Genomic DNA, 21,726 nt, shown 5'->3' on the forward strand with positions numbered 1-21,726 from the left:
GGCGTTGGGCTTCGTTGAACTCCTGCCTAGTGAAAATTCCGACTTTTCACCTTCAGCGTATCGATATGAAGATCCGGCGTGAACATGTCCCGCGGGACAACCGGCTTCGGCCGTTCCCGTGAATCCGGCCCACCGCCCCCATGGGCAAACTCATCGCCTCGTCCCGTTGGCAGCTTGAACTCGACATCCCGATGGGCCAGGCCAACAAGGTCCCCCGACAGATCGAACAGCTGCTGTGCGACGAGGTGCACGACCTCCCCTTCTCGCTGGATTCGCCCATTGATTGCCATCATCGAGGACCCCAGCACCACTCGCCGGCGCTTCTCAAACAGCGTTGGCCAGACCACGATGTTGGCGGGGCCCGTTTCGTCCTCGATGGTGATGAACATGACGCCCTTCGCCGATCCTGGCTTTTGCCGGACCAGCACCAGGCCCGCCGTGTAAACCCACCGGCCGTCCCGCGCATTCATCGCCTCCGCGCAGGTTATGATGTTTCGTGCCGAAAGGTCATTGCGCAGAAAGGCGACAGGGTGCTGTCTCAGCGTCAATCCGGTATGGCTGTAGTCCTCGATGACGTTATGCCCGTCCGTCATTTGTCGCAGGGCAACCTCCGGCTCCTGCTGCTCTGCAATTGCCACCATCTCGCGTTCGGCCGCGGCGGCAAACAGCGGTAAGGGCTCGTCGCGCAACGCCTTGATCGCCCAGAGCGCATCGCGCCGTTGGAGCTTGAGGGAGGGCAGAAAGGCATCGGCCTCTGCCAACTGGACAAGCGCTTCCGTCGGCACGCTGGAACGGCGCCACATGTCATCGACCGACACGAACGGGCTGTTCATACGCGCCGTTACGATCCGCGCCGCATCTGCGACGGCCAGTCCCTTCACCTGCCGAAACCCCAGCCGCACAGCGTGTCGATCGGTATGACCGATCTTTTCCAGCGTGCAGTCCCATCGGGAGCGGTTGACGCACACAGGTCGCACCTCAACGCCGTGTTTGATCGCGTCACCGACGATCTGGGCGGGCGCATAAAAGCCCATCGGCTGACTGTTGAGCAGTGCTGCGCAAAACACGTCCGGATAGTGGCACTTGATGTAGTTCGAGGCATAGGCAATCAGCGCAAAAGATGCTGCATGGCTTTCCGGAAAGCCGTAGGAGCCAAAACCTTCGAGCTGGGAAAAGGTCTTTTCGGCAAACTCGGGTGAGTAGCCGTTTTTCACCATGCCGGATACGAGTTTCTCCTTGAAGCGAGAAACGCCGCCGGTGAACTTGAAGGTCGCCATCGACTTGCGCAACTGGTCGGCCTCCCCACCGGTAAAACCGGCGCAGACCATGGCGACACGCATGGCGCTCTCCTGAAACAACGGCACACCCAGGGTCTTGCCAAGCACGGCCTCAAGCTCGGGTGTGGGATATTCAACCGGCTCCTTGCCTTCACGGCGGCGAAGGTAGGGATGCACCATGTCACCCTGGATAGGACCGGGCCGGACGATCGCCACTTGCACGACGAGATCATAGAAGGTGCGGGGTTTCAGGCGCGGCAGCATCGCCATCTGGGCACGGCTCTCGATCTGGAAGGTGCCGAGCGTGTCAGCCTTGCGGATCATGGCGTAGGTCGCGGCATCTTCCTGCTCGATCTTCGACAGATCGAGATCATCGCCCTTGTGTTCGCGAATAAGATCGAAGGCCTTTGCCATGCAGGTGAGCATGCCGAGCGCAAGGACGTCCACCTTCATGAATTTCAGCGCCTCGACGTCATCCTTGTCCCACTCGATGATCTGCCGGTCTTTCATCGTCGCCGGCTCGATCGGCACGAGATCGTCCAGCCGGTCATGGGTAAGGACAAAGCCGCCGGGATGCTGGCCAAGATGGCGCGGCGCTCCCATCAGTTGCTGCGCCAGTTTCAGGGTTAGCGCCAGACGGCGGTCGTCGGGGTTGAGATTGAGTTCCCGGATGTTTCGGTCGGGCACTTCCTCCGACCATGACCACATGCCTGATGACAGCGCCTTGATCACATCTTCAGGCAGGCCGAGCGCCTTGCCGACATCGCGGATCGCACCCTTGGCCCGGTAGCGGGTGACGGTGGCGCAGAGTGCTGCCTTGTCTTTCGTGTAGGTCTTGTAGATCCACTGAATGACCTCCTCGCGCCGTTCATGCTCGAAGTCGACATCGATGTCTGGCGGTTCGTCGCGCTCCTTGCTAACGAAACGCTCGAAGAGGAGGTCGTTGGTCGATGGATCGATCGAGGTAATGCCGAGAATATAGCAGACGGCGCTGTTGGCCGCCGATCCCCTGCCCTGGCAGAGAATGCCCTGGCTCCGGGCAAAGCGCACGATCGAAAACACCGTCAGGAAGTAAGGCGCGTATTTCATGGTGCGAATGAGATCGAGCTCGTGCCGTACGGTTTTGAGGACGTCCGGCGGCAGGCCTTCGGGGTAGCGATCGGGAGCGCATTCCCAGACATAATGCTCGAGTGAGGCTTGGGCATCCTTACCCGGCACAATTGCTTCCTCCGGGTATTGGTAGGTGAGCTCCTCGAGGCTAAACGTGCAGCGCCTGACGATCTCCATGCTTCGTGCCACGGCCTCCGGATAACGTGGAAACAGACGCTGCATCTCCTCCGGCGGCTTCAGATACCGGTCGGCATGCCTCTCGCGCTCGAAGCCGACGTCATCGATCGTGGTGTTGTGCCTGATGCAGGTGACGATGTCCTGCAACTGCCGCCGGCCCGGTTCATGAAACAGCACGTCATTGGTGACGACGGTTTTGACCCTGAACCGTGCCGCCATGTTGGAAATCTCGTGTAGCCGCATCTGGTCGTTCTGTCGGCGGCGCAGGCAGAGCGACACGTAGGCGCGGTCACCAAACAGCTGCGCCATCTTACGAAACTGTGCGGCGCAGGTGGCGTCCGGCAGATCCGGCACCAGAATGCCGATCATCCCTCCCGAATAGGCGATGACATCGTCCCAGTGGAGGATGCAGTTGTCCTTGCCGCCGCGCGACTTGCCGAGCGTGATCAGCCGCGTCAGGCGCGAATAGGCGGCGCGATTCGTCGGATAGACCAGCACCGACATGCCGTCCTGCAGATCGATACGACAGCCGACGACAAGCCGCATACCTGTCGCGCGGGATGCTTCAAGGGCGCGGACGATGCCTGCGAGCGAATTGCGATCGACGACGCCTATCGCCTCGAGCCCCAGGATTTTGGCAGTCTCGAACAACTCCTGTGCGGACGAAGCACCGCGCAGAAAAGAGAAGTGCGTCGTGACCTGTAGCTCGGCGTAACTCATGCGAAGATCCCATGGCAGAACCAGCGGTGGGACCCGGTATCCGGATCAACACCGTCGCCGGAGCGGAACACCCATAGGCGCTCGCCCGCCTCGTCCTCGATGACGAAGTAGTCGCGCACGGCGTCCATTTCGGCGTCGCGCTGCCACCACTCCCCGAAAATGCGTTCCGGGCCATCGGCACGTTTCACCTTCCGGCGTTTGCCACGCCAGACGATGGAGACCGGCGGCCGGTCCGGCATCAGCGCGATCGCCTCGATCAGCTCAGGACGCGGCAAAAGCCGGACTGGCCGGCGCCAATGGCTGACCCAGGCAACGGCGATTGGCTCAGCGACGGGGCTGATCCGCTGGACCGAGCGTTCCGGCACATCGGAAGCGACCGGTGCGACGCGATAAACCCTCTGCCCCCGGTTTCCGTAGATATCGATGAGCGGCGTGACATCCGTGACCTCATCCTCGACCAGAGCAGAGGCTTTCTGCGCCTCCTCCAGAGGCTCGGCGATGACGGCGACCAGGATCAGCTTTTCAATCCCGAAGCCCGGCTCGATCTTTTCCGTCCGGTCCCGAAACAGTTTTGTCAGCCAGGCGACATCGCGGGCGGGCCTGGCGGTTCCGGCGCGGATTGCCTGTCTTGTGCCATCGAGCTTCTCGACGATCAGGTCGGCACGGCGCACGCCAAGCCCGCGCTTCTGGAGTTCATCGACGAGCTGGACGACGAGACGCCCGACATATTTGTCGATGGTTTCGGCGGCACCGATCGGTTCGGCAAAGGCTTTGCAGACTTCAACCAGCTCAGGGGTACGGATTGGCTCGATCGGCTCGGCGACACGACAGAGCATCTGGTCGAGACGGCGGCCAACCTCCGGGCCGAAGCGCAATGTCAGCGGCGCACGCGGGGTACTGGTAAGCTCACCGATCGTCTGGAAGCCGAGAATGCGAAGATCGTTGACGATCTTGGCATGCAGGCGCAGGAGCGAGATCGGCAGCTTCTCGACGGCACGGACGGTCTCGCCGGGTGGAACGACGATTGTCTCGCGATTGATGGCGCGAGCGCAGGCATGGGCCGCACCCCAGCTGTCGGCGACCGCCACACGGGCAGTCAGACTCTTTGCCAGGAACCGGTTGGCGATGCCAGTCACCATCGGCAGCTCTCCGCCCTGGAGATGGTCGGCGCCCTCTGTATCCATGACGATGCCGTCGATCCCGTCGACGGCGACGATGGGCGAATAGATTGTGAGCGCCCATAGCGTGATGCGTTCGAGTGCGGCTCGGTTGGCTTCGGGATCTGCGTCAACGAGCATAAGACCCCTGAATAGCGACTGCGCCTTTGCGGCCGCCATGCCGACGTGCACGCCCGCCTTTCTGGCAGATGCATCAGCAGCCGATACCCATCGCTTTGATCCGCTTCTGGCGATCACGGCGATTGGCTGTTCAGGCGGAATAGACGGATCGGCTCGACGAATGCGATCCGTCGGCAGATCCGGAAGATAGATCGAGACGACCCTTGTCATCGCACGCCCTCACGAGAAACTCAGCACACTCACCCGCTTTCACGCGCATCAATTCCAGCAACCATTGAGCCCTGCCCACCCCCGGCACTGGCAGCTTTTCCGAGGGCATCACGCTCACCCGCCATCTGGTGGTCGAGGCTGTAGGTTGCCCAAAATCATTCGCCTCGGTCTGTCGCCGCCATCGCCTCACCGCAAGCGCCATGGTCCCGGTTCGCTCGGCCGCCAGCTGCAGGCGGCGGGAACTGACCATCGGCAGGCGGACAAGCTCGCCGACAACGGCGCCCAGACCGCCGAAGGACAGGCCCTCCTCCATGTTTGCCAGAACATCCTCTTCCCGATCGGATTCGACGAAGATGACGCGGTCGGGATGGAGGCCAACCTGGGCAAGAGCCGGAAAGAACAGATCCGGCCGCGTCAGGCACCAGATGACGGGGCCTTTGGTGCGCGCGGCAATGCCGGCGACACAAAGGGCTGCAGCCGCACCATCGACGGTGCCCGAGCCGCCGCCTGCAAACTCATGCAGCGCTCCATAGGCGAGACCACCACCAGGCAGGGCCGCATCGATTTCGGGAACGCCAAAGGACAGCGTTCCTGCCCGCTTCGCGGATCCGCCCTCGATCGACGCGATGCGGTCGCGTAAATCGCAGATCACCCTTTGGCGGGCAGCAGTCATTCTTCACGGCTCCCTTCAAGGTCGTGTTCAAAGGATCGACATCATGTCGTACGGGCTATTTGTTCATTGTTTGTTCTTATCTCGCAAAAGAGTCAAGCACCACGAGGTTGAGGAATATTATCCCAGTATTAGCAAAGTCGAAGATTCGATGAGAATTCAAGGGGATATAAGGAAACAAGAATTTTTGCGGAACTTCTGTCTCGTCGGGCTCGATAGTGAATAGCGGGGATAGATGTGCGACGTCACACTATTCTTAAGGTTTTTGTGCTGGACTGTCGGCATGACGAAGCCACCGAGATCAAAGCCGCTCCTTGGTGATACCGAAGCCCCGCTGCGGTCAAAGCCGCGTCGGAAGCGTAATCCCGCACAGCCACAGCTCCTGTTCGATCCGATGCCTGATCGCGTCGAACCGGCGCTCGCCCAACTGAAGGCGCATCCTCCAAAAGGCGAGCAATGGAGCTGGGAACTGAAATGGGATGGCTATCGCCTGGCTGTTCACATCGAGCCGAAAGGGGTCCGCATCCTCACGCGTGGTGGCCATGACTGGACGCATCGTTTTCCGGCGATCGCAGAGGCTGCCCGAGCACTTGGGCCGGCGACGATGATCATCGATGGCGAGGCCGTGGTGCTCGATGAAGAAGGGCGACCGGATTTCGGGCTGCTGCAGAAGTCGTTGGGTGCATCTGGCAAAACGGCTGGCAATCGCGCCTCTGACGCCGTCCTCCACGCCTTCGATCTCATGTACCTCGACGGGCACGATCTGCGCAATGTCGAATACCGATCGCGCCGGCATCTTCTCGAGGACACGCTCAACGGCAAGGATGGCGCCATCCGCCTATCGGAAACACTCGACGCCGAACCCGATATTCTGCTGCAACATGTCTGCAGCCTTGGCCTCGAAGGCATTGTCGGCAAGCACCTCGATCAACCCTACCGTTCCGGTCGGACCGGCGACTGGGTCAAGATCAAGTGCGTCCAGAGCGAAGCCTTCATGGTTGTTGGTTATGAGCTGTCGGCGGCGTCGCCTGCAGGCTTCAGTTCGCTGGTGCTTGCTGCCTATCGCGGTGACGAGCTCGTTCATGTCGGGAATGTCGGCACAGGCTTCAGGCAAGCCGAGATGATCAGACTGCGTAGGACGCTCGACAAGCTTCGCTGGAAACTGAAGCAGCCGCCGGTGCCCTATTCCGGAAAAGCAAACATTGTCTGGGTCGAGCCGACGCTGATCGCCGAGATCGAGTTTCGGGCCTGGACGGCGGATGGCAAACTAAGACACGCTTCTTATAAGGGCTTGCGGGAACGGCAGGACAACGCCGACGTTTACAAACTCGACTAGCGAGCAGGCGGTACACACCGGGACAAACTGCATCCGGTTCAAGCGGAGGGCTTTCCAGCATGTGCAACCTTTATCGGATGGAAGACAAGGACTGGGTCTCGAAATGGGCCCAGGATGCCGAAAGCCTGATCAACCTGATGCCAGCCTATCAGATGAACCCCGACCAGATGGGGCCGATCGTCCGCAACACGGCGGAAGGCAAGAAGCAGCTTGTGCATGCGCGATGGGGATTGCCCTCCCCTCGCTTCGCCTTGGAAAAAGCGGCCAAAGCAAAGGCCGAAAAGCTCGCGGCCAAGGGCAAGCCCTTTAATCTCGAGGAACTGATTCACACGGAGGCGGACCGCGGCACGACGAACGTGCGCAAGCTCAATTTCCCACACTGGACACGATGGTTCGGTGTCGAACATCGATGCCTCGTCCCGGTCACAAGCTTCGCCGAACCGGATCCCGCGAGCAAAGAGGAAGGTGGCAATGTGCCGAATGCCTGGTTCGCGCGCGACGAGGCGGAATCGCTGATGTTCTTCGCCGGTATCCACGTGCCGCAATGGAAAAGCGTCCGGAAGGTCAAGGATGGCCTGACCACCGACGACCTCTATGGTTTTCTGACCACGGATCCTAACGATCTTGTCAAGCCGATCCATGAGAAGGCTATGCCGGTCCTCCTGCTGGCAAAGGAAGAGACCGACATCTGGATGCGGGCGCCATGGGAAGAGGCCAAGGGACTGGCCCGTCCGTTACCGAATAATGCGCTGATCATCTCGTCCCGCGAACCGTACGGATCCTCCATCGTGTCCAAATCCGGAGAGCCGGTGGAACAGGGCAGTCTGCTTTGACGCCTGAAAACACAGCTTGAAACAATCGAAAAACGAAAAAGCCTGCCGCGGGAGGAGGTGCGGCAGGCTTTCCGAAATGATGAACAACGGCTGGGAGGAGGAGTGCCGCTGTTCCATCAGGCGCCCCTTGGGAGGAGGAGTGGGTCGCCCGATAAGAAGCTTTGCGGGAGGAGGTGCATCGCTTCGACGATCTGAAAATAGCAGAAGCTGCCTCGATCGCCAGCGTTCAGATCGCAGCGCAGCCATGCGTACATTGCAATGCACCATGAAGCGCGTGCTTATTCTTTTGCCACCGTCGGGATTTCCTGTGGTTTTCGCGCTCTCTTCGTAGATTCCTGCCATTCTACCCCTTTCTTCGCCACATCTTCATTGTCAAAGCTGAGGGCCCAAAACAATAAGAGGATGTCCGCATATGACCACGACCAACGAAATCGCCGATAAGATCGCAGCCGAACAGAACCTGACCAAGGCGCGGGCCAAGACGATTGTTGAAAGCGTCTTCAAACAGATCACCGACGCGGCGCTTGCTGGCGCGGAAACGTCGATCCCCTCGTTTGGAAAGTTCAAGCTGAAGGACACTCCGGAGCGCGAGGGACGCAATCCGGCAACCGGCGCGACGATCAAGATCGCGGCGTCGAAGAAGCTGACCTTTACGCCCGGCAAGGCGGTCAAGGAGGCGCTGAACGGCTGAAACGGACATACTGCCGAGAGGCGGCTGCATAATGGAAGCCTCCTACAAAGGAGGCTTCGTGCTCGGCCCCGATGGCTGCAAGTCCGGCCTGCACCATCTCCAGGTCCGCTGCGATCTAGCGGCGCTCGGCCCGATCGGAGGCACTCCGGTCAGGATCTCTGACCGTTCTCCACAATGATTCTTCCATCTGCGCCGGTCCGCAACTGCGACGCAGCCGTGGCTGCTTAGATTTCGTCCACGGTCATCTCGGCTTCCAATCCCGTTCCCGCCGCTCACAGGATTGATCAAGGCAGTGCAAATCAAACATAGTACGATAGCAAAACGTGTCGCAGGTTTTGGAGAGCCTCGCGACAGGGATAGTTTCTGACCAGGTAAGCAATGACAAAGATGAACCGATGCGTCACCTTCACTTTGACCGCCGACGACTATGTTGCTGCCAACAAGCTGTTCATACTGAAATATTCAACCTCAGGCTGGCCGCTCGTTTGTTGACTGATCTTCGTTGCTTTGCTGCTTGCCTCGCTCTTCACGTTGGCGCTGCGATTCCCCGATGGGCCTTTCATGTCGCTCTTCTACATCTGCGTGGTGGTTGTGATCGCAATACCGCTCTACCAATATTTTTTCGGCGCTGCCGTGTTTGCCCGCAAGGCCTACGCAGCCCAGAAAACCCTTCAGCACCCGATCACGGTTACATGGTCTGAGGAAGGCTTTAGGAGCACGGCACAGCAGGGCGACTGGAACGTTCCTTGGAACGACTATCTCAAATGGACCGAAGACAGCAAGGTGATCCTCCTCTATCAGGGGCCGCGCGTGTTCAACATGCTGCCTAAGCGCGTCCTGACGCCAGCACAGGTCGACGACTTCCGGCAGTTGGCGGCCGCCAACATCAAGTGCGCGTGAGAAGCCCCACTGGGATCGCCCACGAATCCTCAATCGACCAATGAGTGATCGCGCCCGCTTAGTTTGTTGTCGATCAGGTTCCGCTCGGGCTATTATCATGCCAGTCAGAACAGAGAGAACAGCATCATTCCAGCGAAGGCTATAAGCAGTACGATGTAAAACGGACGAAAGAGATAGAATCGCTGCCAATTCGTTAGGCCGAGAGCATTGAGATAAACACGCTCATCAAGCTTCAGATTGTCCATGCCGCTATCGACGGTAAAATCACCGCCGTTACTCTTATAAAATCGGTATTCCCTGACCTGTGCGACAATTTGGTGAGCCGCCAGAAGGATGACCGCCACGAACGCTGCTGAAAAAAGCAAGACTTCCAATAATAGCATAACTCGAAAACGCCTCTTCAATTCGCTGGGCAGGGATAAATAGCAGCCAGCCTCTCAATCACCAATGTCGATGCTCTCCCTTTAAGACGCTCTGGAGTGACACTTCGAAGATGCGTGTATACGCTGTCTGTAAGCTCATGGGGGAGAACCGATCCGGCCCCACACCACCCCGTCCCGCTGGTCGCATCAGCCACCCCAGCTATATAAGCACTACCGCGAGTGCCCGACATGATACGACCAGCCTCGCTCTGCAGAGCGCCATCATCGGACTTTCCTTCGAGCGCCTTGATCAGCTCAGTCCCGCTGATTATCCAGTCGCGGCCCTCATCGTTGCCTGAACCTGCTGATGCAACATTGATAGCCAAACCTACTAACAGTATCGCCGCCGGAAAAGTTACCCGGAATTGGTACGCTGCTGTCATCTTCCGCTCCGTTTATCAGGCTGCCACCGGCGCTATTCCAATGCAGGCGGTTGTTCGACGTGACTGACCCAATGCACGCTGGAACGGGCCACATCAGATCGTGTATCGCTCATAGGCTTCGAGCAGAAATTGCTTGCCCTTCTCGGTCAAGCGCGACGCGTCCACGAATGCGTAAAAGCCGGCCTGATCCCCCATATTGTTGAGTTGGGCGATTATCTCCTTGTTCCCGAACACGACGTGGAAACGCTCGCCAGCGGGCAGCCAAACAAAAAGCGGGCCTGGTGAGAACTCCAGGATGACATCCTCATGGATAACTTGAAAAAGACTGTCCCATGCGCGAACCGGGTCGATGCTGGTGGTTTTCTCCGGCAGCTTGCCGAACTCGGCATGATAGATACTGACGGACCCTCCGGCGGCTCCAGCAATCCCTGCCAGGGCAAGGAACGCCGCCCTATCGAGAACATCAGGCAATATCTGAGCTTTAAACCCCCGCCGCTGGAGGAATGCAGGGCGCAGAAGCCGCTTTTCATCGAGCGCGTTATCAAACAGCGTAGCCACTATGTTGCACCATACATTTTGGCCGGGTTGCAAAACTCCCGCAGACCGTCCGAAAACTCCAGGTAGCCTAACGATCGCGGTTCGATCTTCACATGATCTGTGGATCTGCGCCGATCATCCTCTAACTCGAAGCGCTCGGCACGATTGGCACGGCGGTCACTTGACCGCACCATCGAGATAGAGGTCTTCACCTCGTTGCAGAGACGTAAAGATGAAGTCGTCTTTCTTGAGAAAGCGGTCGAACCAGCCCAAAAGATCATCTTTCGTCGCCGAGTTGCGATAGCCGACCAACTTGACGCTCAGAGGAGCACTGAAGGCTATGTCAAAGGCAGTGTCGAACTGGGTTTTGCCTGAAAGCTGAACCGAAAACGTGCCGTCACCGTCGTGACGGATGGAGATTTCCGCACGAGTGAAAAACTCGTCGCTGTAGGTGGTGATAAGGCCGGGGGCTTCCCACCAATCCTCACCCGTCAAGGCGTTTCGCGTTCCTTCGCCCTGGAAGTCTGCACGGATTTCCTGGAGGCTGCGATAATCGCGGTTCTCAAAGCGCTTCAGCGGTATTTTGAGCCACTGTGTATCAAGAGCCGGGTTCAACCATTGGGAAACGTCATCCTCGGGGTCATTGTTGGGATCGAAGAAGAACTTCGGAGATGTCACGTTTAAGTCCAGGACGACATGGTCTTCCAGCGTCTGACCGGGCCAAGATCCACTGCTCGCTCGCAAGGTGATGCGCGGTTCCTGAACGGCAAGGTCGAGCGGATAACCCTGATAAACAAACTTAAAATGCCCCATGTAGTTCTCCGGTATGAAACTCCTCGTGGATTCCGCAAGATAGCGGTTGATGGTATACTTTGCCATGGCTCATCTTTCAGGAACGGACCACTCGCAACTGCTGCTTCTGCCCGAGGCGGTTGACGATCATGTGGGGCCGGACAACCCGGTCCGCTTTATCGCCGCCTTTGTTGACGGCCTTGATCTCAAGGCTGCCGGCTTGAGCAAGACTTCATCGGACGAGGCGCAAGCCACGAGACTGAGCACCCTCACCTTCCAGTATTGCCATATGGGTTGATAAGACGAAGCTGGACTGCGCGAGCGGTCGCAGCGGTCGTGGTCAGGCAGCCGAGCTTGAAGCGGGCGGATTTCAGGTATGACCGGGTTGTATGTTCTGAAAGACCGAGGATGACGGATATGCCTTTGGCGTCGTTTCCCAACGCGGCCCAATGAAGGCTTTGCAGTTCGCGAGGACTGAGAACAGGGATTGGATCAATGTCAGCCTGTGCCTCCCCGAGCGCCTTCTTGTGAATGAGATGCGCCAGTTCCAACCACTCCTCGCGATCGGCTTCGATGATGGCCGTCCACTCGACGTCAGGAACCCGGGAATTCAGCGAGAAAAGTGCTCTGCGTGATCTGTCTACGATCGGAATGGAAAAACCGTTGCGCCCGACACCGTGCTGGATGGCATCCAACAGAAAGTCGCGAGCACGTTCCGGGATTTCAAGCTCGCGCCAATCGAACGGAAGTTGACGCAGAAATCCTTCATCGACAATTGGGTCGAGGCGAACATAACCTCGCAGCAGATAGCGCGATACCCATGCATCATCATAAGTCGTCCGAACAAAGGGTGCATCGACGATGTCAGCAACTGTTTGCGAAAGATGGTAGGTGACGAAGTCAATGCTGTAGGCACTTTGAAAGACATGCAATGCGGTGGCGACATCGGCGGCAATGTCGATTTCTTCGAAGGTTCTTTTCAGTCTGCGTGAGGGGCGGTCCCGATCCATCAAATACTCCGTTCTGTCAACGCAGGATAACAAGCCCCGATCACTATCGCAGCCCAATCTTACAAGAGCTCGCCGCGTCGATTTCGATACGCAATGCAGGCCCACTCAAGGCGAACGCTGCTCTACTCGCTCGTCTCGATGGCAAGAGCCATGCCATCGCCGCCGCCTATGCATCATGAGTAGCGAGCTCCGCCGTCTTGCGTCATTAATTGAAGAAGTCGTGCCGGCAGGGTTGTTCCTGTTGCTCCGATCGCGTGTCGGTGAGCGATAGAGCCTCCGTCGACATCGACGATGTCTTCCGGCAATTCCAACCATTGACACGGCATCCGGAAGCGTCCATCCCGCCCGCGACATTGGATCGCGGGAACGGGCACGGTCTCAGGCTGGCAGCGGATAAGGCGACTTCTTCTCTCGTGCCGCATTCTGCGTGACAAACGAAATGGTTAGCGCCAGAAACCCCAGGACCGCGGGTATGAACGCGCCGTCGCCGGCGGCGATATGGGCCGAGAAGGCGAGCAAAAGATGGTAGAACATCCCGGCATAGGCGAGGTCGCTGAGAGGAACGCTGACGCGTGACAGGATAGCGACGACCCCCAGGATTTTGACGGTGACGAGAACTTCCCGCAGGTAGGCGGGATAGCCAAGCCCGACGAGCGACTGGCGCACCTGGTCCCCCATCGTCAGGTACATGGTCGCCGAAGCAATGTAGAGCAGGCACAGAAGCGCCGTGCTTATCCAGTAAGCATATTTTCTGATCATTTTTATCAAAACCTCGTTTGGACCAGTTGCTGAGCGAGGATATCTCGCAAGGATTTCGGAGAACGACCGGAGAGACGTTGGGCATCGCCGGTCACGATATCGAACTTGCCCTTGACGAAGGTGCGCTTGATCTCGACGAACGCCTCAATGATGACGTCGGGAAGCCCCGACTGTAAAAGCCCGGCGCGGAACTGTTCTTCAGTGATTACGGCAAAAGCGATCGGATTGCCCAGAAGCTCCGAAACGATCTCGGCCCGTTCGGGTCCGCTAACGGCGGCGGGCCCCGTGACTGTGTAGATCCCACCTTCGTGGTGATGCCCCGTCAGCGCGCCGGCCGCCGCGGCCGCCAGATCGTCGCGCGAGACGTAGGAAACGCGCTCATCTCCCAAGCCCGCGAGCACGCCCTGGCCCTGAGACATCTTGATCTCGTCGGCCATGCTCTCGGCGTAATAACTCATCCGCAGGATCGTCCATCGCGGCGTAGTCTTGATGAGGTGCTGCTCTCCTGTCCAATATGCTGCGCCAAGGCTCGGCTCGGCTTCCTCATGCGTGCCCGCCGCCGAGATCAGGAAGATATGGGCGACACCGGCTCCCAGAGCAGCATTGATGGCGTTTTTGAGTTGGGCCCCGCGCACGCCCGGGCGCAGGTCGGCACTCGGAATGATCAGTAGCCTGTCAAGGCCGGCATAGGCTTTCACGAGCGTTTCAGGTTGGTCATAGTCGCCATGCCGCGCCTCGCTCGTTGCTCTGAGGTTTTCGGGCGAACGCGATATCGCGACGACATCGTGGCCTCCGCCTCGCGCAATCAGTTCCGCGACGACGGTTCCGCCCAGCTTGCCACTCGCGCCACTCACACCGATTTTCATTTGGGATGGCTCCTTCCGATCCACGAACAAAAAGTTAGTGACGATATGATCTATATCGGGTAGAGACACAAGAATGCACACAGATGTACGTCACGAACATTTGTGTTCCTGATGCAACGGTTTGAAGGTTTAGCGATGACCCTGAACGTATCGGATGAGGCGAAACATGCCTTTGTTGAGCATCACCCTGATGATTGCCGCGCGGTCGGTCAAATACTGGATCGCATCGGTGACAAATGGACTGTCATGGTGGTCGGCGCGCTCTCAAATGGCCGGCTGCGATTTAACGCAATCATGCGTCAGGTCGGCGGCGTCTCGCACCGGATGCTCACACTGACGTTGCGCGCACTCGAACGAGATGGGCTCGTAACCCGCACCGCCTACGCGACCATCCCGCCGAAGGTGGAATATGAGTTGACCGAACTCGGCCGCTCTCTCATCGAACCGTTGCGCGTTCTCGCCACTTGGGCGATCGAGCACCGCCCTACGATGGAAAGGGCACGTGCGGAATTCGAAGCTGTAAAGAAAGATGAGTAGTAAGGCATGATCGCGGTTTTCATAAACTACCCTCCATCTCAGGCGTGGATTGTTCTTCGCAACAGCTCGATAACGTCACTCACCGAACGTCCTTGGATCGGTGGCGGCTCCGCACGCTCGCAAAACTCCCGCCAGACAAAGAACGTCAGCTCAGCGCCATCCGTCGGTGTTTCCCCCGGTCCCTCTGCGAAGGTCTCAAGCAGACGATATCTCTCGTCCTTCCAGAACAGGGCCTCAACCCAATTGTAGATCGGGATCACATGGAAATGGATAGGATAGCCGGGGGAGTGTCCGTAGCGGCCGATATATACCCGTTCGGCATGCAAGTCCTGCTTTAGTGATTTCTGAGCCGCCGCCAACAACGGACCGAGTTCGCCAAGCGCCCCTCCCGACAATTCCGACAGATCATTTGTGTCCGTTTTCGAGCTGACCATCAGATAGCCAGGGAGAGCGGAGTTCATCCGGTGGCTAACCAGCCATCCACCTGTTTCGGTGATTTGAAAACGTTCCGGGATCTCCAAGGTCTGCCTTCTCCGTTGCTCTCGCAAACTTCCCGGATATCTGCTCGACATGATAAGCCGACTTTTGCAGCGTTGCAAAATTAGGACATTTGCGACCAAGCCTCGTTCGACCCGGCTTGCCGGCCGTGGAAAACGCGGATCGCGAGGATGACGCCGACGATCAGGACGGCAACCCAACCGCTTGGCGCCACCAGAATATGAGATATTCGCGATTCAGCGGAAATCGGGGCTACCTTTCCACACAATCCCACCAGCAGTTTGAGAGTATCCGAGGTTATAAACGGCCCGCATGTAGCCGGTATTGAATGGATCGGAATTCGAATAAGGAACCTGAGTAGTGATCGATGCAAGATGAAAGCGGGCTCCGGTCAGTCTGGAATAGTTATAGAGGGCCGTCAGCGCGCTCTGGGTGTGCGCCTTGAGGAAGATCGAGTATGCCCTTGCGATCACCGAGAGGGTCTTGTTTGGCGTGGCGGAAAATTCGGGGATGAGCGCGTTGTTGACGATCACATAGAAATTCACGGTCTGTTTTTTTGTTGCCACCAGACGGATGCTGCTTGTCAGAATAGCCTGCGGAAGCATGAGTACCTGCGAGGCGGATCCGCCATCCGAATGCATTTCCTGGAAGTGGCGCCCTTCCGACTCGGCTTTGATCATGACCGCGGGAAAAATGCCCGGGATGCTTGCCGACGCTATCACAATGTCCTGAAACAGCTTTAGCGCATCGGGACGGCCACTGTTGGCGATAGCACCCATGTTCCAGACGACGGCACGCTGAGTATCGAGATTGGTCGTCAGGACGAGGAGGCGGCGGCCCTTTCTGTGCTCGGCAGCAACCTGCTCCAGGATCGCGGGCGTGATGTAACGCTCGACCATTTGTCTCAATGGCTCGGCTCGCAGCAAGCTTGGCCCGAACAGTCCGCCGGCGCGCTTGCTTCGGAGAAGGTCCTCGGCAATACCACTCGTGTAGAGATGCACCAAGGTGTCGTCATAGGACGATCCGAGGAATGCGTAGGGCGCGATCAACGCTCCCGTGCTCACGCCGGTGACGACGTCGAATTGAGGGCGAGTCTTTGCCTCGCTCCACGCCGCCAGCACACCGACGCTGAACGCACCCCCCGCACCGCCGCCTGAGATCATGAGAATATCGAGACCTCCCCGCCTGGCAGCCGGCTCCCAGTTACGGACATCTCTTGGAACTTCATCGAGCCGGGCGTCAAGATAGGTCCTGATCTCCCCATAGCCAGTAATGGAAGCCTTGTCCGCTTCCTTGGCGTCAAGGGCCCTGTTCAGCGTCTGCGTGCATCCGGACAAAATGATGACGATCGTGACCAGAGCTACAAGTGCTCGTATCAGGCTCAGCTTCAAAGATACGGCCGTTCGCGCCGGTCCATCCCCAGACCAGCGTCCAGGCGCGGTCAGGATGCGCAGGCGGCACTTGGCCGCTTGCGCGGGTGTATGTCCTGCGCCCTCATTTCCGGGTATCGAATACTGGCCAGAACCGCTGCCATATATTCCAGGGTTGGAGGCACGACCCGCTATGCGATCGCCTGCAGCCCTTGGCGACAGACCTGTTACTGGTTCCGTCGCGGCGGGTTCACTCGCCTGAAAGCGATATCGCCGAGAGGCTGCCGCAATCAGTATCTCGGGGGGAGGAATCAATTGATCCCACCCATCACCTTCGGCAGCCAAACCCAGGAAAACGCGAGCACGATTAAAATGAAGATAAGGATATTCACGAGGACAATACGCATGGTTCCTCTCCCTATGATCCAGGCAGCATGGGGTCGCCGGGGCGTGCATCACCCGTCAACGGCGGCATCTTGGTCCCGCCGGCGGGACAAAACATCATCATGACGTCGTGTTGCGGTTCCTTCCGGACTTCCTGTTGAGCAGGGGTCATCGTTGGCCTCGCTTCACAGGGGGACGTTCGAAGGCGATCATCTTCTCGGGGTGGTCGACGGTCTCGTTGTGGGGCCCGCTCCGGTATACAAGCCGCTTGACCGCCTTGAGCAGGTCGTCGACGTAGGTGAAGATGACCGGGATGACAATAAGGCTGAGCAGCGTCGACATCATCACACCGCCGATCACCACAATGGCCATCGGTTGCCGGAAACTTGAATCGCCTCCCGTCAGGCTGAGCGCTACCGGAAGCATACCCGATGCCATGGCGATGGTAGTCATGACGATGGGCTGCGCGCGCTTGTGGCAGGCATCGATAAGAGCATCGAACCTGGACATTCCCTGGCGGCACGACATGATCGCGTATTCGACAAGAAGGATCGAGTTCTTCGTTACCACGCCCATAAGCATGAGCAGTCCGATAACGACCGACATCGAGAAGCTGGTACCGCTCACCACCAGTGGAAGCAGCGCGCCGCCGAGCGAGAGCGGAAGTGCCATCAGAATGGTCAACGGCTGCAGGAAATCATGGAAAAGCAGAACGAGAACCGCGTATATGCAGAACACGCCGATTGCCATGGCAAGACTGAAGCTCTGGAACAACTCCGAGCTGCGTTGGAGTTCGCCTTGTTCCACGAGGGTCACGCCCGCCGGCAGATTCTGGAGAGCCGGCAATGCTCTTGCCTCACTGTTGACGTCGCCCAGGATCCGGCCGTTAAGCTCGACGGAAATAGTAACATTGCGCATTCGATCGATGCGGTCGATCTGGGAAGGACTGCCGCCGATCCGGACGTCGGCAATTGATCCGAGGTCAACGCTGCCGTTTGTTCCCGCTACCCGCATGTTCATGATGTCATTTAGAGTTCTGCGGGTTTCCGGAGCGAATCGGACAACGATAGGAATTTGGCGCTGCGACAGATTGAGTTTTGGCAGGGCTGAAGAATATTCCCCGCCTGTCGCAACACGGACCGCCTCGGCGATAGCGCTCGACGTCACCCCAAGCGCAGCCGCGCGTGCAAAATCAGGGGTGATCTGAATCTCGGGGGCCTGCCTCGACGCGCTCGACGTCACCGCTCCGATGCCTTTCAGGGTACGGAGTTGCTCCTCGAGCGCTGTGCTTGCTCCATCAAGGACGCTGGAATCATCACTGGCAAGAGTAATATCCAGTTTCGTTCCATTGGCGCCGCCGCCGACCTCGACACGAACGCCGGGGAGGACAGAAAGAGCCTGCCGGATGTCATTTTCTATCTCTGACTGTTTGCGTTCTCGCTCGCCGATAGGCGTCAGCGTGACGACAAGCGTGGCAGTCGCGACACTGCTCGTGGTGGTGACGCCGGGACCACCGCCCGACGATGCCGAACCGACCGATGAGAAGACATGCATCACATCGGCAAGCTTGCCGACGGTGTCTGCAGCCTGCCTGGTCACGGCCTCCGTCTGCTCCAAGGTCACGCCCGGCTGCAGGGTCAGCGTAATCTGGGTGCGCGCATTGTCGGCTGCAGGCAGGAAGCCCGATTTCAGGAAGGGGATGGTCGAGAGCGAAAGCGCGACGGCGACAGCGGTCACGAGCACCGTTGTTTTCCTGTGCGTCAGGGATGCCTTCACCGTTGCCATATAGGCACGCATGATGCGGCCATCCTTTTCCTCGGTCGGATGGGCCTTCATGAGATACGCTGCCATCATGGGCGTCAGCAGACGCGCGACGACGAGCGAGGCGACGACCGCGACCGCCGCGGTGACGCCGAACTGGCGGAAGAGAAGGCCCGGTATGCCGCTCATGAATGCCGTGGGCAGGAAGACCGCGACCAGTGTAAATGTGGTAGCGATGACCGCCAATCCGATTTCGTTGGCGGCTTCAAGCGCAGCATCGATCGGTCGCTTGCCCATGTTGAGGTGGCGGGCGATGTTCTCGATCTCGACAATGGCATCGTCAACGAGGATGCCAACCACAAGCGACAGTGCAAGAAGCGTCACGATATTCAGGCTGAAGCCGGCCAGGTACATGACGAGGAAGGTCGGTATGACCGACAACGGTAGTGCCACAGCCGACAAGATTGTCGCGCGCCAGTCCCGAAGGAAGAGCCAAACGACGATAACTGCAAGGATTGCCCCCTCGAGCAGCATCTCCATCGAGCCGTTATAGTTGTCGAGGATGGGCCCGACGGTACTGTAGGCCTCCTCGATCTGCACATTGGGGTGCGCGGCCGCGAACTGTTCCATCGCCTTTTTGACGTCGGCCGCAACACCGGTGTCCGAGAACCCATTCGAGCGTTTGATCTCGACCGCAATCACGGCCTGGCCGTCCAGATATGCCATCGAGGACCGGTCCGCGAAGCTGTCCTCGACGGAGGCAACATCATCGAGGCGAAGCTGCTGGCCGTTGGCCAGGGGAATTCGGAGCGCTTTCAGGTCGTCGACCGACGCCACCGCGCCGAGCGTGCGCAATGTCTGGCGGGTGCCACCGACTTCGCCAAGGCCACCCGACGTGTCCGCCTGAACCGACTTCAGCTGTGCCGACACCGTGGCCGCCGTGACCCCGAGCGACGCCATCGTTGCGGGGTCGAGGTCAACATGGACCTCGCGGTCGATCCCGCCTACTCGGCTGACCTTGCCCACTCCGGGCGATGACAGGAGTGCCTTGGTCATATCGTTGTCGACGAACCAGGAGAGCTCAGTTTCATTGAGGCTGGTCGAGCGAATCGCATACGTAACCAGTGCGGCGTTCTGCACGGTGACTTTGGTGACGCTCGGCGTTTCCATCTGCGCAGGTAAGTCGGCCTTGGCACTGTCCACCGCGTTACGGACTTCGTTCAGAGCCTCTTCGCTGTTCTTCTCCAGCTTGAAGGAGGCTTTGATCGAAACGGTCCCGTCGGTTACGGCTGTGGTGATGTGGTCGAGATGGCTCAGCGAGGCGAGACTATCTTCGATGACGCGGGCAACCTCCGTCTCGAGCTGCGTTGGCGCTGCGCCGTCGAGCGTGGCGACTATGCTGATGGTAGGGAGATCCATATCGGGAAAGTTTTGTACCGGCAGGTGTTTGAATGCCAACAGTCCCCCCACGGTAAGCATCGCGAATAGCAGTATCGCCGGTACGGGATTGTGGATCGACCACGCGGAGAAATTCATCAGTGTTCTCCCGCAATATTCACGAGCGCGTTGTCCGACAGAAAGGCTCCGCCTGACGTCACAACCCTTGAAGACTGACCTATTCCGGAGACGATCTCGACTTCACCGTTGTTGCGGCGACCCGTCTCTACCCGCACCCTTCGCACTCGATTGTCCTTGTCGGTTGTAAAGACGTAGTTCATCCCGTCGCGGAACGCGATCGCCGTCTCGGGAACCGTAAGGGCCGCAGTGGTCCGGAGTTCGATGCTGCCGGTTACGTAAAGGCCGGTGCGCGGATGGGCGTCGACAGGAAGCGCTACATAGACGATCGCCCGGCTGGTATTGGTGCTGACCGACGGCCCAACAAGCCGCACCTTGCCTTGAATGGGGCGATTATCCGGCCCGTTGATCTCGACGTTCAAACCTTCCGAGATGCGGGAAAGGTAGCGCGCGGAAACTTCAGCTTGCCACTCGACGCGCTGCTGGCGGATCAGGCGGAACAGCTCGGTGCCAGAGGAGACAACGGCGCCCAGTTCCCCCGAACGCGAGGTTATAAGGCCGTCGTCAGCAGCTGTGATGATTGTTTGACGGAGCTTGATTTTTTGACTTTCGAGAGCCGCCTTTTCCGAAGCAACACTCGCCGTCGCCGTCTCCTCTTCGGTCAATCGCTCGGCTATTGTTTCATCGGAAAGGGTGCCCGAAGACCGAAGCTTGCGGGCTCGGTCCGCATTGGCCTTGGCCTTTGCAAGATTTGCCCTCGCGATTTCAACTGCAGCCTCCTGCTTTTGCAGATCAGCCAGTACGCTCTCCTGGGAAAGCCGGACAAGTGTCTGTCCTTTTGTCACAATTGATCCGACATCAACCAGAATGTCGGTTATGCGAAGGCCACCGGTTTCCGAGGCGATGATCGCTTCCTGCCATGGTTTCAGCCAGCCGCTTGCGGGAACTGTCTCGGGCCACTCCCGCTGCGTCGGCGTTACCAGAGAAACGGTGAGAGCCGGCGCTTCAGGCTGATTTGCGACGGCACTGCGCAAGGGAAGCAGCATGAGGACTGTCCCGACAAGAGCGGCGACGAGTTGGATGACGGGTTTTTTCAACAATACGTTCCTTGCAGCTCGGATATGGGCGCCCTCCCCCCAAGCCCCACCAGATGGACACAGGTTTCATTCGGTCGGCAGCGCGGAACGTCGTGGCGGGCCAATGCAGGCTTAGCAACCGATGTCACCACATGTCCGAGTAGCCGAATGAGCGTAAAGTGCCGTCAAGTCTTGCGGTGGATAAACGTCGATCGAGCTCTCGTGTTTGTGCTGCATGGGTACAAAGATGAATGACGGGCAAAGCAAATGAACAAGGTTCTCCGGCATGGATGAGGTGCTACTGATACGGTGCCCGATGCCCGATGCGACATTGATGGTTCGACTTTTTTGCACGCCACGCCGTAACTGAGGCATGAGCCAATGACACGCGGAGACCAGATCCCGTTTGGCTGTGACTATCACAGGGTAGGCATAGAGATGCGTACCACGACCTATTGAGCGGGACGGTGTGCACGCCCGTCGATCTGGCTGTCTTAAGAATCTGATCTCATGACGGGGGGGAACCGGCCTGCGTTGCGTATAAGCTGCAAGACCAGAGAAATGCGAGCAGTGCATGCGGGCAGGAGAATTGGC

At 58.6% G+C, this 21,726-nt stretch carries 21 protein-coding genes; 7 read left to right on the forward strand and 14 right to left on the reverse strand.

What is annotated here, in order from left to right; all coding sequences use genetic code 11:
* Positions 1-26: 26 nt before the first annotated feature.
* The 3 genes from CES86_RS22825 to CES86_RS22835 are packed head-to-tail and all read right to left on the reverse strand — an operon-like array spanning position 27 to position 5,465.
* Entirely contained in the window at positions 27-3,284 is a 3,258-nt protein-coding gene (locus CES86_RS22825) for an error-prone DNA polymerase (RefSeq protein ID WP_052821171.1), read from the reverse strand.
* On the reverse strand, positions 3,281-4,792 hold the full coding sequence (locus CES86_RS22830; RefSeq protein ID WP_052821172.1) for a Y-family DNA polymerase: 1,512 nt from the start codon (positions 4,790-4,792) through the stop codon (positions 3,281-3,283). Before CES86_RS22830 ends, CES86_RS22825 begins: the two co-directional genes overlap by 4 nt.
* Entirely contained in the window at positions 4,713-5,465 is a 753-nt protein-coding gene (locus CES86_RS22835; RefSeq protein WP_080823862.1) for an ImuA family protein, read from the reverse strand. Before CES86_RS22835 ends, CES86_RS22830 begins: the two co-directional genes overlap by 80 nt.
* Positions 5,466-5,745: 280 nt before the next feature.
* Between CES86_RS22835 and ligD the strand changes: the two genes are divergently transcribed.
* The 4 genes from ligD to CES86_RS22855 all read left to right on the forward strand — a co-directional run bounded on the left by ligD (position 5,746) and on the right by CES86_RS22855 (position 9,222).
* Entirely contained in the window at positions 5,746-6,798 is a 1,053-nt protein-coding gene (gene ligD, locus CES86_RS22840; protein ID WP_052821173.1) for a non-homologous end-joining DNA ligase, read from the forward strand.
* Positions 6,799-6,857: 59 nt separating this feature from the next.
* Positions 6,858-7,631, forward strand: a complete 774-nt coding sequence (locus tag CES86_RS22845; protein ID WP_052821174.1) for an SOS response-associated peptidase family protein — start codon at positions 6,858-6,860, stop codon at positions 7,629-7,631.
* A gap of 412 nt (positions 7,632-8,043) precedes the next feature.
* Positions 8,044-8,322 (forward strand): HU family DNA-binding protein, encoded by a 279-nt coding sequence (locus CES86_RS22850; protein ID WP_052821175.1) that lies wholly within the window; start codon positions 8,044-8,046, stop codon positions 8,320-8,322.
* Between the two features lie 561 nt (positions 8,323-8,883).
* Positions 8,884-9,222, forward strand: a complete 339-nt coding sequence (locus CES86_RS22855) for a YcxB family protein (protein ID WP_234823820.1) — start codon at positions 8,884-8,886, stop codon at positions 9,220-9,222.
* A 104-nt stretch (positions 9,223-9,326) separates the two neighbouring features.
* Here CES86_RS22855 and CES86_RS22860 read toward each other — a convergent pair whose 3' ends face one another.
* Positions 9,327-9,605 (reverse strand): hypothetical protein, encoded by a 279-nt coding sequence (locus CES86_RS22860; protein WP_035243757.1) that lies wholly within the window; start codon positions 9,603-9,605, stop codon positions 9,327-9,329.
* Between the two features lie 17 nt (positions 9,606-9,622).
* Entirely contained in the window at positions 9,623-9,799 is a 177-nt protein-coding gene (locus tag CES86_RS28050; protein WP_235820010.1) for a Rap1a/Tai family immunity protein, read from the reverse strand.
* On the opposite strand from CES86_RS28050, the gene CES86_RS28055 reads away from it, so the two are divergent.
* Complete coding sequence (locus CES86_RS28055; RefSeq protein WP_235820012.1) at positions 9,716-9,943, forward strand: hypothetical protein; 228 nt, start codon at positions 9,716-9,718, stop codon at positions 9,941-9,943. The two genes, CES86_RS28050 and CES86_RS28055, sit on opposite strands and share 84 nt — an antisense overlap.
* Before the next feature lie 177 nt (positions 9,944-10,120).
* On the opposite strand, the gene CES86_RS22870 is transcribed toward CES86_RS28055, so the two are convergent.
* Both CES86_RS22870 and CES86_RS22875 read right to left on the reverse strand, forming a co-directional pair.
* Complete coding sequence (locus tag CES86_RS22870) at positions 10,121-10,585, reverse strand: hypothetical protein (protein WP_052821176.1); 465 nt, start codon at positions 10,583-10,585, stop codon at positions 10,121-10,123.
* A 156-nt stretch (positions 10,586-10,741) separates the two neighbouring features.
* Positions 10,742-11,377 carry a hypothetical protein gene (locus tag CES86_RS22875; protein ID WP_052821182.1) on the reverse strand — a complete coding sequence of 212 codons (636 nt, stop codon included), beginning with the start codon at positions 11,375-11,377 and terminating at the stop codon, positions 10,742-10,744.
* Between the two features lie 64 nt (positions 11,378-11,441).
* Between CES86_RS22875 and CES86_RS22880 the strand changes: the two genes are divergently transcribed.
* Positions 11,442-11,654, forward strand: coding sequence for a hypothetical protein (locus tag CES86_RS22880; protein ID WP_052821177.1), 213 nt, complete (start codon positions 11,442-11,444; stop codon positions 11,652-11,654).
* On the opposite strand, the gene CES86_RS22885 is transcribed toward CES86_RS22880, so the two are convergent.
* The 3 genes from CES86_RS22885 to CES86_RS22895 all read right to left on the reverse strand — a co-directional run bounded on the left by CES86_RS22885 (position 11,626) and on the right by CES86_RS22895 (position 13,991).
* Complete coding sequence (locus tag CES86_RS22885) at positions 11,626-12,366, reverse strand: LuxR family transcriptional regulator (RefSeq protein WP_003501840.1); 741 nt, start codon at positions 12,364-12,366, stop codon at positions 11,626-11,628. The genes CES86_RS22880 and CES86_RS22885 overlap by 29 nt on opposite strands.
* Before the next feature lie 378 nt (positions 12,367-12,744).
* The gene (locus tag CES86_RS22890) at positions 12,745-13,125 is read right to left on the reverse strand and encodes a DoxX family protein (protein ID WP_003501843.1); all 381 of its coding nucleotides are present in this window, start codon (positions 13,123-13,125) and stop codon (positions 12,745-12,747) included.
* A gap of 5 nt (positions 13,126-13,130) precedes the next feature.
* Positions 13,131-13,991: an SDR family oxidoreductase gene (locus CES86_RS22895; RefSeq protein ID WP_167387147.1), complete on the reverse strand. Its 861-nt coding sequence runs from the start codon at positions 13,989-13,991 to the stop codon at positions 13,131-13,133.
* A gap of 135 nt (positions 13,992-14,126) precedes the next feature.
* Here CES86_RS22895 and CES86_RS22900 point away from each other — a divergent pair, with 135 nt between their 5' ends.
* On the forward strand, positions 14,127-14,528 hold the full coding sequence (locus CES86_RS22900; protein ID WP_052820765.1) for a winged helix-turn-helix transcriptional regulator: 402 nt from the start codon (positions 14,127-14,129) through the stop codon (positions 14,526-14,528).
* Between the two features lie 38 nt (positions 14,529-14,566).
* On the opposite strand, the gene CES86_RS22905 is transcribed toward CES86_RS22900, so the two are convergent.
* The 4 genes from CES86_RS22905 to CES86_RS22920 form a co-directional block, all read right to left on the reverse strand.
* Positions 14,567-15,049 (reverse strand): HIT family protein, encoded by a 483-nt coding sequence (locus CES86_RS22905; protein WP_052820764.1) that lies wholly within the window; start codon positions 15,047-15,049, stop codon positions 14,567-14,569.
* Positions 15,050-15,262: 213 nt separating this feature from the next.
* Complete coding sequence (locus tag CES86_RS22910) at positions 15,263-16,417, reverse strand: patatin-like phospholipase family protein (RefSeq protein ID WP_082179026.1); 1,155 nt, start codon at positions 16,415-16,417, stop codon at positions 15,263-15,265.
* 531 nt (positions 16,418-16,948) lie between these two features.
* A complete protein-coding gene (locus CES86_RS22915; protein WP_052820763.1) occupies positions 16,949-20,077 on the reverse strand; it encodes an efflux RND transporter permease subunit in 3,129 nt (1,042 codons plus the stop codon).
* Complete coding sequence (locus CES86_RS22920) at positions 20,077-21,102, reverse strand: efflux RND transporter periplasmic adaptor subunit (protein WP_374828190.1); 1,026 nt, start codon at positions 21,100-21,102, stop codon at positions 20,077-20,079. Before CES86_RS22920 ends, CES86_RS22915 begins: the two co-directional genes overlap by 1 nt.
* Positions 21,103-21,726 lie beyond the last annotated feature (624 nt).

This window comes from Brucella lupini, assembly GCF_002252535.1.
Lineage (GTDB): Bacteria > Pseudomonadota > Alphaproteobacteria > Rhizobiales > Rhizobiaceae > Brucella > Brucella anthropi.

Bases quoted from the DNA above. Each gene is read 5' to 3' on its own strand.
- CES86_RS22825 (WP_052821171.1), bottom strand. From the start codon at position 3,284: ATGAGTTACGCCGAGCTACAGGTCACGACGCACTTCTCTTTTCTGCGC.
- CES86_RS22830 (WP_052821172.1), bottom strand. From the start codon at position 4,792: ATGACAAGGGTCGTCTCGATCTATCTTCCGGATCTGCCGACGGATCGC.
- CES86_RS22835 (WP_080823862.1), bottom strand. From the start codon at position 5,465: ATGACTGCTGCCCGCCAAAGGGTGATCTGCGATTTACGCGACCGCATC.
- ligD (WP_052821173.1), top strand. From the start codon at position 5,746: ATGACGAAGCCACCGAGATCAAAGCCGCTCCTTGGTGATACCGAAGCC.
- CES86_RS22845 (WP_052821174.1), top strand. From the start codon at position 6,858: ATGTGCAACCTTTATCGGATGGAAGACAAGGACTGGGTCTCGAAATGG.
- CES86_RS22850 (WP_052821175.1), top strand. From the start codon at position 8,044: ATGACCACGACCAACGAAATCGCCGATAAGATCGCAGCCGAACAGAAC.
- CES86_RS22855 (WP_234823820.1), top strand. From the start codon at position 8,884: ATGTCGCTCTTCTACATCTGCGTGGTGGTTGTGATCGCAATACCGCTC.
- CES86_RS22860 (WP_035243757.1), bottom strand. From the start codon at position 9,605: ATGCTATTATTGGAAGTCTTGCTTTTTTCAGCAGCGTTCGTGGCGGTC.
- CES86_RS28055 (WP_235820012.1), top strand. From the start codon at position 9,716: ATGCGTGTATACGCTGTCTGTAAGCTCATGGGGGAGAACCGATCCGGC.
- CES86_RS22875 (WP_052821182.1), bottom strand. From the start codon at position 11,377: ATGGGGCATTTTAAGTTTGTTTATCAGGGTTATCCGCTCGACCTTGCC.
- CES86_RS22880 (WP_052821177.1), top strand. From the start codon at position 11,442: ATGGCTCATCTTTCAGGAACGGACCACTCGCAACTGCTGCTTCTGCCC.
- CES86_RS22885 (WP_003501840.1), bottom strand. From the start codon at position 12,366: ATGGATCGGGACCGCCCCTCACGCAGACTGAAAAGAACCTTCGAAGAA.
- CES86_RS22890 (WP_003501843.1), bottom strand. From the start codon at position 13,125: ATGATCAGAAAATATGCTTACTGGATAAGCACGGCGCTTCTGTGCCTG.
- CES86_RS22895 (WP_167387147.1), bottom strand. From the start codon at position 13,991: ATGAAAATCGGTGTGAGTGGCGCGAGTGGCAAGCTGGGCGGAACCGTC.
- CES86_RS22900 (WP_052820765.1), top strand. From the start codon at position 14,127: ATGACCCTGAACGTATCGGATGAGGCGAAACATGCCTTTGTTGAGCAT.
- CES86_RS22915 (WP_052820763.1), bottom strand. From the start codon at position 20,077: ATGAATTTCTCCGCGTGGTCGATCCACAATCCCGTACCGGCGATACTG.
- CES86_RS22920 (WP_374828190.1), bottom strand. From the start codon at position 21,102: ATGCTGCTTCCCTTGCGCAGTGCCGTCGCAAATCAGCCTGAAGCGCCG.